Source organism: Janthinobacterium sp. GMG1, from assembly GCF_034427795.1.
GTDB lineage: Bacteria > Pseudomonadota > Gammaproteobacteria > Burkholderiales > Burkholderiaceae_D > Janthinobacterium.
In genome coordinates this window covers 382,067-394,508 of sequence record NZ_JAXQNT010000005.1, presented here as the reverse complement: position 1 = coordinate 394,508, position 12,442 = coordinate 382,067, and the positions used below count along the sequence as shown (strand labels likewise).

General features: G+C 64.3%; 12 protein-coding genes. 1 reads left to right on the top strand and 11 read right to left on the bottom strand.

Going from position 1 to position 12,442, the window contains the following annotated elements; genetic code table 11:
• Positions 1–80: 80 nt before the first annotated feature.
• The 11 genes from SJI03_RS16485 to ppnN form a co-directional block, all read right to left on the bottom strand.
• Positions 81–1,082, bottom strand: a complete 1,002-nt coding sequence (locus SJI03_RS16485; RefSeq protein ID WP_322427914.1) for a Gfo/Idh/MocA family oxidoreductase — start codon at positions 1,080–1,082, stop codon at positions 81–83.
• A gap of 12 nt (positions 1,083–1,094) precedes the next feature.
• Positions 1,095–2,111, bottom strand: a complete 1,017-nt coding sequence (locus SJI03_RS16480) for a porin (RefSeq protein ID WP_322427913.1) — start codon at positions 2,109–2,111, stop codon at positions 1,095–1,097.
• A gap of 27 nt (positions 2,112–2,138) precedes the next feature.
• A complete protein-coding gene (locus SJI03_RS16475; protein WP_322427912.1) occupies positions 2,139–3,098 on the bottom strand; it encodes a D-glycerate dehydrogenase in 960 nt (319 codons plus the stop codon).
• A 25-nt stretch (positions 3,099–3,123) separates the two neighbouring features.
• Positions 3,124–4,065 (bottom strand): sugar kinase, encoded by a 942-nt coding sequence (locus tag SJI03_RS16470; protein WP_322427911.1) that lies wholly within the window; start codon positions 4,063–4,065, stop codon positions 3,124–3,126.
• On the bottom strand, positions 4,062–4,808 hold the full coding sequence (locus SJI03_RS16465) for a sugar phosphate isomerase/epimerase family protein (protein WP_322427910.1): 747 nt from the start codon (positions 4,806–4,808) through the stop codon (positions 4,062–4,064). The genes SJI03_RS16470 and SJI03_RS16465 overlap by 4 nt, the downstream gene beginning before the upstream one ends.
• A complete protein-coding gene (locus SJI03_RS16460; RefSeq protein WP_035819604.1) occupies positions 4,805–5,539 on the bottom strand; it encodes an amino acid ABC transporter ATP-binding protein in 735 nt (244 codons plus the stop codon). The genes SJI03_RS16465 and SJI03_RS16460 overlap by 4 nt, the downstream gene beginning before the upstream one ends.
• Complete coding sequence (locus tag SJI03_RS16455) at positions 5,526–6,176, bottom strand: amino acid ABC transporter permease (RefSeq protein ID WP_099377481.1); 651 nt, start codon at positions 6,174–6,176, stop codon at positions 5,526–5,528. Before SJI03_RS16455 ends, SJI03_RS16460 begins: the two co-directional genes overlap by 14 nt.
• Before the next feature lies 1 nt (position 6,177).
• Positions 6,178–6,870, bottom strand: a complete 693-nt coding sequence (locus SJI03_RS16450; protein WP_099377482.1) for an amino acid ABC transporter permease — start codon at positions 6,868–6,870, stop codon at positions 6,178–6,180.
• Positions 6,871–6,960: 90 nt separating this feature from the next.
• Complete coding sequence (locus SJI03_RS16445; RefSeq protein ID WP_322427909.1) at positions 6,961–7,767, bottom strand: transporter substrate-binding domain-containing protein; 807 nt, start codon at positions 7,765–7,767, stop codon at positions 6,961–6,963.
• A 198-nt stretch (positions 7,768–7,965) separates the two neighbouring features.
• Positions 7,966–9,015 carry a LacI family DNA-binding transcriptional regulator gene (locus SJI03_RS16440; protein WP_322427908.1) on the bottom strand — a complete coding sequence of 350 codons (1,050 nt, stop codon included), beginning with the start codon at positions 9,013–9,015 and terminating at the stop codon, positions 7,966–7,968.
• Positions 9,016–9,203: 188 nt separating this feature from the next.
• Complete coding sequence (gene ppnN, locus SJI03_RS16435) at positions 9,204–10,574, bottom strand: nucleotide 5'-monophosphate nucleosidase PpnN (RefSeq protein ID WP_035819612.1); 1,371 nt, start codon at positions 10,572–10,574, stop codon at positions 9,204–9,206.
• Between the two features lie 311 nt (positions 10,575–10,885).
• Between ppnN and SJI03_RS16430 the strand changes: the two genes are divergently transcribed.
• On the top strand, positions 10,886–12,391 hold the full coding sequence (locus SJI03_RS16430) for a peptide MFS transporter (protein ID WP_099377485.1): 1,506 nt from the start codon (positions 10,886–10,888) through the stop codon (positions 12,389–12,391).
• The last annotated feature ends 51 nt before the right edge of the window (positions 12,392–12,442 follow it).

Genomic DNA, 12,442 nt, shown 5'->3' with positions numbered 1-12,442 from the left:
TCAGGCGTTCGATGCTTCATGGTAAAAAAAGCCGCCTGATTTTGCGATCAGGCGGCTTTTTTTTCTTATGCGGCCTGCCGTCAGCCGGCCAGGGTCACGCGCTGGTGGCTGCGGCTGGCCTGCTGCGCCGCCAGCGCCGTGGCCAGCGCGCGCATGCCGTCGTCGCCCGTGGCGGCCGGCTGCCCTTCGCCGCGCATGGCGCGCTGGAAGGCGCGCACCGAGCGCACGTACAGGTTTTCATGCTCGACGGGGATATCGATGCTGCCGCCCTCGCGCGTCAGGCTGATGGTGCCGACGGGGCGCTGCGTCATCACGCCGGTGGCGAAGATGGTGCCCTTGGTGCCGATGATTTCCACGCCGGACAGCGAATACGGCGCGTTGAACGCGTCATGCACCTGCACCAGCGTGCCGTTGTCGAATTCGATGACGGCCATCAGACCCTCTTCCAGCCCGGCCACCGTCATGCCGCCGCTGGTGGCGCAGGCGGTGACATGGCGCGGCTCCGAGTCGAGCAGGAAGCGCAGGGTGTCGACATCGTGCACGAACATGTCGAGCGTGACGCCGCCCGACTCCGGCGCGTCCAGGCGCCAGCCGCGCAGGTGCTGCGGCAGGTTATTCGCGTGCAGCACGCGGCCATACAGGGGCTGGCCAATCTCGCCGGCGCGTATCAGTTCGCGCACCTTGCCGTGGCTGGCCGCGTTGCGCAGGTGGTGATTAATCCCCAGCACCACGCCCGCTTCGGCGCAGCCGTCCACCATGCGGCGGGCGTCGTCCAGGTTCAGCGCCAGCGGCTTTTCGCACAGCACGTGCTTGCCGGCGCGCGCCGCCTGCAAGGTCTGCGCCATATGCCATTCGTTGGTGGTGCTGATGTACACGGCATCCGCACCCGGATGCGCGAGCGCCGCATCGAGGTCCGTGTAGCTGGCGGCGATGCCGAACTGCTCGGCAAAGGCGGCGCCACGCGCCGCGTCCCGGCTGACCACGGCCAGCACTTCCGCGTCGCCCTGCTGGCCGATTGCGTCGACCATCCATTCGCGCGCCACGGTGCTGGCGCCGACCAGTATCCATCCGATTTTTTTCATTCGATTCTCCCCTTAAAAAGTGTGGCGCAGGCCGAGGTTCCAGGCCTGGTTGCCGCTGCCGTTGTCGGTGGCGTTGCCCACCACATAGGCGGCGCCGTTGCGGTTGTCGATATGCGCGTAGGCCGCATACAAGGTGCTGCGTTTCGACAGTGCATAGGTGTAGCCGATGCCGACCTGGGAAGCGTCGCCGTTGGCGGCGCGCCGGTCGTCGCGCCGCACGTACGAGAACAGGACGCGGTGCGGGCCCACCGGGATGGTGGCGCCCAGCATCAGGTCCGCGCTGTCGACCGTCGTGGCGGCGCCCGCCGTGCTCTTGCTGACGGCGACCGCGCCATGCGCCTTGACCACGCCGAAGTCCCAGGTGGCGCCCAGCACCGTGTTGCGCGCCCTGCCTGCCACCAGCGCGGTCGACAGCGTATTGGCGTCCTGGTGCGCCATGCGCACATACAGCGGCCCGCTGGCATAGGTGGCCGCCGCGCCCGCGTAGCGTTTGGCCGACGCATCGCCGGGCACTTCGCCGAAGCCGTACGCCAGTTCGCCGGAGAGTCCCCCGCGCACGGGCGAGCTGTAGGTGATGCTGTTGTCGACGCGGCTGATGTAGCCGGCCGTGAAGACGTTGCTCATCCTGCCCGCAAAACCCAGGTAAAACGGGTCCAGCGCCCCCAGGCTGCTATCGATGAACGTGTACTGGCGGCCCAGGCGCAAGGTGCCCGCCGCGCCGGCGAGGCCTGCGAAGGCCTGCCGTCCGAACAGCAGGCCGCCCTGGGCCGAAGCGCCCGTGTCGGCCAGGATGCCCGCATCCATCGTAAACAGCGCCGTCATGCCGCCGCCCAGGTCTTCGCTGCCCTTGAAACCGAGCCGCGAGCCGTTGGCGATGCCGCTGGTCACCTTGAGCACCCTGCCCCCTAGGCCACCGCTCTCGGACACGACACCCATGTCCATGATGCCGTACACGGCCACGTTCGACTGCGCGTAACACAGGCCACTGCCGGCGCCAATGATCATTGCCCCTACTACCTTCTTCTTCATCTCTTTCCCTGTCTGTGGATGCTGCACTTAGTTCACCAGATGGCGCGGACGCTCGCCCCGCAGGCCGGCCAGCAGGTTGTCCACCGCTTGCTGCGCCATGGCGTAGCGCGTTTCGTGCGTGGCCGAGCCGATATGCGGCAGCGCCACCACGTTGGCCATGTGCGGCAGCGGATTGTCCGGCGCCAGCGGTTCGCGCTCGAACACGTCGAGACCGGCGCCGTGGATGGCGCCCTGCTGCAGCGCCTCGATCAGCGCCGCCTCGTCGACGATGCGCCCGCGCGAACCGTTGATGAAGATGGCGCCGGGGCGCATCAGCGCGAACTCGCGCCGGCCCATCATGCGTTCCGTCTGCGCCGTCAGCGGCAGCACGACGCAGACGAAATCGGAACCGGCCAGCAAGTCGTCAAGCGCCACCTGGCGCGCGCCCAGCGCCGCTTCCTCCTCGGGAACCGCCTCGCCGTTCACGTACAGCACCTGCATGCCGAAGCCCAGCGCGGCGCGGCGGGCGACGGCGCGGCCGATGCGGCCCATGCCCAGCATGCCGATGGTTTTACCGTGCACATTGACGCCGTACTGGCTTTCGCCCACGCTGCGCGTCCAGCGTCCGGCCTTGACGAATTCGGCCAGTTCGACGACCCTTCGCGCGCTGGCGAGGATCAGCGCGAAGATCGTGTCGGCTGTCGTTTCCGTCAGCACGTCCGGCGTATTGGCCAGCAAGATGCCCCGTTCGCGCAGGTAATCGACGTCGAACTGGTCGACGCCCACGGAAATGGTGGAAATGATGTGCAGGTTGGCGGCCGGGTCCAGCAGTTCGCGGTCCAGGCGCACGCTGGCGCCCAGCAAGCCGTGCGCGCCGCGGATGGCGGCGGCGAATGCGGCGCGGTTGCCCGCATCGATCGCCTCGAAATACGTCACCTCGCATTCGGAGCGCAAGCGCGCCAGCAGCGGCTCGGCCAGCTTTTTATAGACAACCACATGTTTTTTCACGAGTTTTCCCCTGTTCGGTTCGAGATTAGCCCAGCGCGTCGAGCTGGGCGCGGGTCGGCAAGCCTTCCATGTCGCCCGCCACCTGGATGGCGAAGGCGCCGACCCGGTTGCCGCGCCCTACTGCCTGTGCCAGCGGCAAGCCCTCCAGCAAGGCGCTGACCAGGCCAGCAGCGAAGCCGTCTCCGGCGCCCACCGTGTCGACTACGTTGGCCACGCGCTCGCCCGCCACCATGCCGCTGTCGCCATCGGCCGTGCGGTAATAGGCGCCCTCGGCGCCCAGCTTGACGACCACCAGCCGCGCGCCCTGCTGCAAATAAAAGCCGGCGACGTCGTGCGGCAGGTCGTGGCCGGTGAGAATTTTTCCTTCCCCCAGGCCGGGCAGCACCCAGTCGGCCTTGGCGGCGAGGCGGTTGATCTGTTCGACCATGACCGCTTGCGACGGCCACAGCGAGGGCCGCAGGTTCGGATCGAACGACACGCTGCGGCCATTCGCGCGCATGAAGTCGAGCGCCTGGCCGGCGAACGCCAGGCTGGTCTCGGACAGCGCCGCGGCCACGCCCGTGGCGTGCAGGTGGCGCGCGGACAGGAAATAGGTGGGGTCGAAGTGCTCGGGCGCCAGCCGGCTGGCGGCGGAACCCTTGCGGAAGTATTCGACCAGCGGATCGGCGCCGTTCTCGGCCTTTTCCTTGAGCAGGAAACCGCTGGACTGGCCGGCCACGGCGACGACCCGGCTGCAATCGACGCCCTCGGCCTGCACGCTGGCACGGATGAAGCGGCCGAACGAGTCGTCGCCCACCCGGCTCAGCCAGCCGACTTTCAAGCCCAGGCGCGCCAGGCCGATGGCGACATTCGTCTCGGCGCCGGCCAGGCGGCGGGTGAAATGCGCCACGGCCGCCAAGTCGCCCGTTTGCTCGGCAACAAACATCGCCATCGCCTCGCCGTAGGTAACAACGTCGAGCTTCATCATGCTGCCTCCAGTATCTGAATGTAGCGGCCCGTTTCGGCCACCAGGTCGGCGCCCTCGAGCGGGAATTCGATGGCCCGCTGCACGCCCGGCGCAAAGTGCGCGAAGACGGCGCGCCAGGCCGGATCGGCTTCGGAGACGGCGCAGGCGGACAGCCGCCCGCCGTCATCCGCGACAGCTTTGCAGTGCACATAACTCACGTACGGCGCCAGCAGGCGCGCCGCCTGCTGCGCATCCTCGCCCACCCAGCGCCAGTTGCCGATGTCGAAGGTCAGCCCCACCGGCAGTCCGAGCTCGCGCGCCGCCACCAGGAAGCGCGCCATCGGCGCAAGCTTGCCGCCATGGGCCGTCTGGTCGTTTTCCACCAGCAGCGCCACGGGTGCCGCCGCCAGCTGGGCCTTCAAGGCCGGCAAGTCCGGCGCGGCGGGGTAATGGCCCAGCGACACCTTCAGGTAGCGCGCGCCCAGGCGCGCCGCCTCGTCCAGCATCTGCTGCAGCAGTGCGTGCCGCAGCAATCCGTCCGCGCCCCACAATTCGATGGGCGTGGAATACACGCAGTACAGGCCGCGCGCGGCCACCGCAGCACCCATGTGCGCCAGATCCGGCAAGTCGGAGGTGAACAATTCGCGGCGGATTTCGATGCCGGCACCGCCCGCATCGGCCACCACGTCGATGAAATGGCTTTGCCCCAGCTGCCTTACCCTGCTTGCGCCATAGGCCGACGCCGCCACCAGGACGGGGCTCATTTGATCGCTCCCGCGCCGACGAACTGGCGCGCTTCAGGCGTTTGCGGATTGCTGAAAAAGGCTTCCGACGGCCCGCTTTCCCACACCAATCCCTGGTGCATGAAGACGGTGACGTCGGCCATGCGCCGCGCGAACTCCATCTCGTGCGTCACCAAGAGCATCGTCATGCCCGCCTGCGCCAGCTCTTCCATCACCTTCAGCACTTCCTGCGTCAGTTCCGGGTCGAGCGCCGACGTCACTTCGTCGAACAGCATCACCTGCGGTTCCATCGCCAGCGAGCGGGCGATCGCCACGCGCTGCTGCTGGCCACCCGACAGCTGCTCGGGATAGGCTTCGCGCTTGTGGTCCAGGCCCACCTGCTTGAGCACGCGCAGCGCCGTGGCGCGGCCCTGGGCATCGGGCACCTTCTTGACGATGCGCGGCGCCAGCATGACGTTTTCTTCCACGGTCAGGTGGGGGAACAGGTTGTAGCTCTGGAAGACCATGCCGACGTCCTTGCGCAAGTCGAGCAGGTGTTCCTGGCGCGCCGTCAGCGTATGGCCGGCCACGACGATGCTGCCGCTGTCGATGGTTTCCAGGCCGTTGATACAGCGCAGCATGGTGCTCTTGCCGGAGCCGCTGCGGCCGATCACGGCGATCACCTGGCCCCGTTCGACGGCGAACGACACGCCCTTGAGCACGTGATTGGCGCCGAAGCTCTTGCTGATATTGTCGATGTCAACGATGGGCATGGAATTTCCTTTCCAGTGAATGGCTGTAGCGCGACAGCGGATAGCACATCGCGAAGTAGATCAGGGCGACGATGGGGAAGACGATGAAAGGCAGGAAGGTCGCATTGCTGACCAGTTGCCCTGCCCGCGTCAGTTCCACCACGCCGATGATCGAGGTGATCGACGTGTTCTTGATGATCTGCACCATGAAGCCCACGGTCGGCGGCAGCGAATGGCGCAGCGCCTGCGGCAGGATGACGTAGCGCAGCTGCTGGTAGCGGTTCAGCGCCAGCGCGGCCGATGCTTCCCACTGCTGCCGCTGCACGCCTTCGATGCAGCCGCGCCAGATCTCGCCCAGGTAGGCGCTGGCAAAGATCGTCATCGCCGCGCCGGCCGCGATGATCGGCGACAGCTTGTAGCCAAACAGGGCCAGGCCGTAATAGCTCAAAAACAGCACGATCAGCACCGGTGTGCCCTGGACCAGCTGGATGTACAGGGCGCTGATGCTACGCAGTACCGGGCTGCGCGCCGTGCGCAGCAGCGCCACCGCGAAGCCGGCGATGCCGCCCGTGATGAAGACGATCAGCGACAGGCCGATGGTCCAGCGCGTGGCCTCGAGCAGAAATTGCAGGTTATCCCAGGAAAAATCACTGATCATGTCATGCTCCCATGCGCGCCGCGCCCAGACGGCGGCGGCGTTTGAAGACGATCTGGCCCAGCACCCAGAAGCTGAAGCGGAACAGCAGGGCCAGCAGGATGTACAGCACCATCACGACGATGTAGATCTCGAAGCTGCGGAAGGTTTCCGAGTCGAGCAGGTGCGCGGCGGCCGTCAGCTCTTCGGCGGAAATGGCCGACACCACGCTCGATGCCAGCATCATCAAGGTGAACTGGCTGGCCAGCGCCGGATACACTTTTTCCAGCGCCGGCAGCAGCACCACGTGGCGCATCACCTGCCAGCGCGTCATGCCCAGAGCTTGGGCCGCTTCCAGCTGCGAGGGATGCACGGCGCCGATACCGGCGCGCACGATCTCGGCAGCATAAGCACCGAGGTTGACCGTCATGGCGACGAGCGCGGCACCGTTGGCGTCAAGCTGCAGGCCCAGCGACGGCAAGCCAAAGTAGATGATGAACAGCTGCACCAGGAACGGCGTGCTGCGGATCACTTCGACATACGCGCGCACCGCCGCGCGGGCATAGGCGGGACCGTTCTTCAGGATGACGGCGGCGCACACGCCCACCGCCAGCCCCAGCACCATCGATAAGGCGCTCAGGCGTATCGTCAGCGCCGCGCCCCACAACAGGCGGTCCAGCGATTGCATGACGAGTTCAAAATGAAATTCATACGGCATACTCAACTCCTTTCTACGTGCGCATCCCCGGCCGCGCCACCATGGCGGCGCGCCGTGCGGACAAGCACTATCGCTCTGCGGGTGGCGGTATCAGAAGGTCGGCAGCACTGGCAGCGGCGCGCCGCTCCACTTGCGCGCGATGGCGTCGAGTTCGCCGTTCAGCTTGACGTAGTAGATGAAGTTGTTAAGCCACTGGTGCAGCTCGAAGTCGCCGCGGCGGACGGCCATCGAGTTCGGCTGCAGCGAATAGGCGAAGCGCACCTCGATCTTGCCGGCGCCGCGCGTCTTGATGATGTCGAGCGCCATCGTGCTGGGGATCGAGACGGCGTCGACCTGCTTGCTGAGCAAAGCCTGGGTGACGGTGGCGTCATCCTCGAAACGCACGATGCTGGTGCCGGCCGGCGCCATGCGGCTCAGCGCCGTGTCATTCGTGGTGCCGCGCGTCACGCCCACCTTCTTGCCCTTCAGGTCGGCCAGGGCCTTGAATTTGCCGCCGACCGGCGCGACGATGGCCAGTTCGAACGCGCTGTAGGGCATGGTGAACATCAGGGTCTTGGCCCGTTCCGGCGTGGGCGCCAGGGTCGCCACGAGGAAGTCGACCTTGCCCGATTCCAGCGACGGCACGCGCGACGGCGCCGTCAGGGGCACCACTTCCACGGGCAGGTTCAGGTATTTACCGATCAGGTTGGCCACGTCGACGTCATAGCCGACGGGCACGCCCTTGGCGTCGATGCTGCCAAACGGCGGCGTGCCGCTGACCACGCCAATGGTCAGCTTGCCCTTCTTGATCAGGTCGCCAAGCGTCTGAGCGCCGGCGTCGGCCGCCGCGCCCAGGGCGCACGTTGCTGCCAGCGCGCAAGCCACGATTTTTGCGTAAAACAGTGTCGTCATCTTCATGCTTCAGTCTCCTGTGATCCCGGTACCGGCCTCGTCGAGGCGCTTCCGGGAATATTGTCAAATGGACGATTTATTTCGTCTCTTGCCGTTTTCCACCTTTACTACGCTTGACTATCCACGCCCCTTTCCAGTGTGAATACAATCTATGAAACCGGTTCCATAACTTTTCCAAAAAAAAGGGCGACGCCCTCTTCCCCGTCAGTCTCCGCCCCGGGTGGAATTGCGCACGATCAGCTTGCCCGGCAACAGCACTTCGCGCGGCGGGCATTGCTCGCCCTGCAGGCGCGACAGCATGCACGTCATCGCCGAAAAGCCGATTTCATAGGTCTGCTGCTCGATCGTGCTCAGGCCCGCCAGCGGCGACCATGGCAATTCGTCAAAGCCCAACAAGCCCACGTCCTGCGGCATGCGCAAGGCCAGGCGTTGCAGCATCAGCGCCAGTTCCAGCGCGACCATGCCGTTCGAGGCCAGCAGCGCCACGCGGCGGCCGCGCCACTGCGCCAGGCATTGCCGCACCTGCGCGTCGATGGAAGGCCGGTCGTCCAGGTCCACCGCCAGCACTTCGCCCACGCAACCGGGATGCTCGGCCATCACGGACTGGAAACCGTCGGCGCGCATCAGGCGCGAACTGACGCCCGTCAAGGGCGGCGCGATAAAGGCGATGGCGTCGAAACCCTGCTCGATCAGGTGCGCGGTGGCCAGCCGGCCCGCCTGCACATTGTCCAGGCCCACCAGATCGAAATCGGCGCCCTCGATGCGGCGATCGACCAGCACGATAGGCATGCCCGCCTGCTGCAAGTCGGACGACTCGATATTGCGTCCCTGCGTGTTGACGATCAGCCCTTCCACGCTGTACGAGCGCAGCGCGGCAAGCGACTGGCGTTCGCGCTGTTCGTCATTCCCGGTATTACACAAGATCAAGGTATAGCCATGCTGCTGGCAAGCCGCCTCCACGCCTTGCAGCACGGCCACCGTGTAAGGATTGAGCATGTCTGCCACTACCATGCCGATCAGGCGCGTGCGTCCCCGCTTGAGGCCGCGCGCCATCTGGTTCGGCTGGTAGCCGAGGCGCGCGATGGTGCTGGTGATCTGCTGGCGGATATTCTCGGACAGGGCATCGAGCTCGCCGCCGAGAAAGCGCGACACGCTCGTCTTCGACACGCCCGCCTCGCGCGCCACCTGGGCAATGGTCACGGGCCGTGCCGGCGCGCCGGAGAGGGTTTTTTTGCTGCCGCGTACTGAATCCAAGCTTGTTCTCCACTACCTGTTGACCTGCATATTTTTATTTTGGAACCGGTTCCAAAGATAGCACCCACGAATCGATGATGCAAGCGATTTGATTGCCTGTGGCGGCGAAGGAACACGATGGGAGCATCAATGGAAAAGCGCCGCCCGTCCCCGGCAAACGCAGAGGGCGGGCGGTGCGGGCTGAAAAATTACTGGACGACGGTGTAGCAAGGCACGTATGCCGTGCCTGCCAGTTTCATGCGGTGCTGCGCCACGAACGAGGCGAGCAGCGCATCCATCGGGCCGGCGATGGATTTGTCGCCGTGGATCTCGAAGTTGCCGTGCTCTTCGATTGAGCGGATGCCGTCATCCTTGACGTTGCCCGCCACCACGCCGGAAAACGCGCGGCGCAGCTGGGCCGCCAGCAAGTGCGTGGGCTGGTTCTTGTGCAGGCTCAGGTTGCGCATGTTTTCATGCGTGGGGTGGAACGGCTTCTGGAATTCGTGGTCGATCTTCAAGAGCCAATTGAAGTAATACGCATCGCTGTGCGCCTTGCGGAATTCGCGCACCTGGCGTATGCCTTCGAGCATCTCGCGCGCCACCAGTTCCGGGTCGTCGATGATGATTTTATAACGCTGCTGTGCTTCCGGGCCCAGGGTGTCGTGGATGAACTGGTTGATCTGCACGAAATACTCGCGCGACGTTTCTGGCCCCGTGAAGATCAGCGGGAAGGGAATCTCCGCATTATCCGGGTGCAGCAGGATGCCGAGGATATACAAAATCTCTTCGGCCGTGCCCGCGCCGCCAGGGAACACGACGATGCCGTGGCCGGCGCGCACGAACGCTTCCAGGCGTTTTTCGATGTCCGGCATGATGACCAGGTCATTGACGATGGGGTTCGGCGACTCGGCGGCGATGATGCCCGGCTCGGTGATGCCCAGGTAACGGCCATTGTGCAGGCGCTGCTTGGCGTGACCGATGGTGGCGCCCTTCATGGGGCCCTTCATGGCGCCCGGGCCGCAACCGGTGCAGATGTCGAGGCCGCGCAAGCCCAGCTGGTAGCCCACTTCCTTCGAATAATTGTATTCGGCGCGGTTGATCGAGTGGCCACCCCAGCAAACGACCAGATTCGGGTTGAGCTGGGTTTGCAGCACGTTGGCGTTGCGCAGGATGTGGAAGACGGCGTCCGTCACGCCTTCCGTGCTCTGCAAGTCGAATTTCGGGTTGCCCGTCACTTCATCGCTGACGAAGATGATGTCGCGCAACACCGCAAACAGGTGCTCGTGGATGCCCTTGATCATCTTGCCGTCGACAAAGGCGATGGCTGGCGCACCCTTGATGTCGAGCTTGATGCCGCGCTCGCGCTGGATGATGGAGATTTCAAACGACTGGTAGCGCTCCAGCAGGGCGCGGCCATCGTCGATGGTGCTGCCGCAATTCAAGACCGCCAGCGCGCAGCGGCGGAAAGTGTTGTACAGGCCGCCCTGGCTGGTGTCGAGCAGTTTGTTGACTTCAGTCTTGGAGAGCACGTCCAGGCGGCCTTCCGGTGAAACCAGAGTATCGATAACGTCGTGTTCCATAATGCGAAAAATTCCTTTAAAAATCGATGCTCGAAGGTCATGCAACCTTAATATACGACAAGTCAGGCAAGTTGTGCTGTGCCGCCGCAAAATCGCCGGGGCCGCCCTTGCCTGCAAACCGGTTTGACTAATATGAAACAGTCATTCTTGCTAATGCGAATCGAAATCTTCGCTCAGCGCAATTTGTAGATTAGAATGCCAGCCTATTGGAATTCCCGTGCGTGAGGTTCTTCATGAGAGTCCCCGCCGCCCGCAGGCTTCCATAAGTTCGTTGTATCGATTGACTATAATAATTTTTCAGGAGGAACCGCATGAGCGGTGCGACTACGCCCAACAAGGAAGCCGTTATTCCCGAGTTCAAGCAGATTATGGGCCATCCAAGCCCATTGTGGATGTTGTTCATGACTGAATTCTGGGAACGCTTCGCGTTCTACGGAGTTCGCTGGGCGCTGGTACTGTACATCGTTGCCCAGTTCCATGGCGGCGACGGTTCGGGACAGGCAGCGGCCAACCTTACCTACGGTTCCTTCCTCGCGCTGGTGTACGCCGGCGCCCTGTTCGGCGGCTACATCGCCGACCGGGTCATCGGTTACCAGCGCTCCATCCTGCTGGGCGCCGTCTTCATGGCTGCAGGCCTGTTCTGCATCTCGGTACCGAACCAGGACATCTTCAACCTGGGCCTGGCCACCATGATCGTCGGTAACGGCATGTTCAAACCGAACATCTCGACCATGGTCGGCAAGCTGTACACGACAGCCGACCCGCGCCGCGACAGTGGCTTCACGATCTTCTACATGGGTATCAACATGGGCGCCATGGTTGCCCCTGTCTTCACCCAGTGGTTGGCCGAGTCGATCTTCGGCACCAGCGCCATGCCATCGTACAAGATGGTCTTCATGGCTTCCGGTTTCGGCATGCTGATCAGTCTAGTATGGTTCGCCATTGGCCGCCGCGCCCTGAAGGGCATCGGCGCACCGGAAGCCGGTTCCGGCAACCCGATGCGCGTCCTCTGGGTGGCCGTCGGTTCCCTGTGCGTGATCCCGCTCGTCTACTTCCTGCTGACCGTCGGCGCTGAAAAGCTGCAAATCGTCCTGACCGCGCTGTTCATCGGCCTGGCCGTGATGCTGATGATCGAAGGCATACGCAACGGTAAAGTTGCGCGTGACCGTGTCATCGCCATGCTGCTGATCTTTGTCTTCAACATCCTGTTCTGGATGTTCTTCGAACAGGCAGGCAGCTCGTTCACCTTCCTGGCTGACAAGATCGTCAACCGCGACCTGGGCTTCTGGATCTTCCCGACCGCCTACTTCCAGACCGTCAATTCGGTCGCCATCATCGTCTTCGCGCCGATCATCGCCGCCATCTGGGTCTTCCTGGCGCGCCACAACGTCAATCCTTCGATCCCGCGCAAATTCGGCCTGGGCTTGCTGGGCAATGCGGTCGCCTTCGGCCTGCTGATCTTCGCTCTGTCGAGCCTGGTTGGCGCCGATAACAAGATCCCGTTCTGGACCTTGACCACCGTGTACGTGCTGCAATCGATCGGCGAGCTGTGCCTGTCGCCTATCGGCCTGTCGATGGTCACCAAGCTGGCGCCAGTGCGCCTGGTCGGCCTGGGCATGGGCGGCTGGTTCCTGTCGACCGGTATCGGCAACAACCTGTCGGGCATCTTCGCCAGCCACGTCAGCGGCGAAAGCGGCATGTCGGTGCAATCGGCCCTGTCCGGCTACACCTTCGGCTTCTGGTCCCTGCTGGGCGCCGGCGTGATCCTGTTCCTGATCGCACCGCTGATCAACAAACTGATGCACGGCGTGAAGTAAGCGTCTTGCGCTAGATCAAAACGGCGGCCTGCGGGCCGCCGTTTTTCATGG

What these genes read in the sequence shown, in the direction of transcription:
- SJI03_RS16470 (WP_322427911.1), bottom strand. Translation starts at nt 4,065, where the DNA reads ATGATGAAGCTCGACGTTGTTACCTACGGCGAGGCGATGGCGATGTTT.
- SJI03_RS16485 (WP_322427914.1), bottom strand. Translation starts at nt 1,082, where the DNA reads ATGAAAAAAATCGGATGGATACTGGTCGGCGCCAGCACCGTGGCGCGC.
- SJI03_RS16445 (WP_322427909.1), bottom strand. Translation starts at nt 7,767, where the DNA reads ATGAAGATGACGACACTGTTTTACGCAAAAATCGTGGCTTGCGCGCTG.
- SJI03_RS16450 (WP_099377482.1), bottom strand. Translation starts at nt 6,870, where the DNA reads ATGCCGTATGAATTTCATTTTGAACTCGTCATGCAATCGCTGGACCGC.
- SJI03_RS16465 (WP_322427910.1), bottom strand. Translation starts at nt 4,808, where the DNA reads ATGAGCCCCGTCCTGGTGGCGGCGTCGGCCTATGGCGCAAGCAGGGTA.
- SJI03_RS16480 (WP_322427913.1), bottom strand. Translation starts at nt 2,111, where the DNA reads ATGAAGAAGAAGGTAGTAGGGGCAATGATCATTGGCGCCGGCAGTGGC.
- ppnN (WP_035819612.1), bottom strand. Translation starts at nt 10,574, where the DNA reads ATGGAACACGACGTTATCGATACTCTGGTTTCACCGGAAGGCCGCCTG.
- SJI03_RS16460 (WP_035819604.1), bottom strand. Translation starts at nt 5,539, where the DNA reads ATGCCCATCGTTGACATCGACAATATCAGCAAGAGCTTCGGCGCCAAT.
- SJI03_RS16455 (WP_099377481.1), bottom strand. Translation starts at nt 6,176, where the DNA reads ATGATCAGTGATTTTTCCTGGGATAACCTGCAATTTCTGCTCGAGGCC.
- SJI03_RS16430 (WP_099377485.1), top strand. Translation starts at nt 10,886, where the DNA reads ATGAGCGGTGCGACTACGCCCAACAAGGAAGCCGTTATTCCCGAGTTC.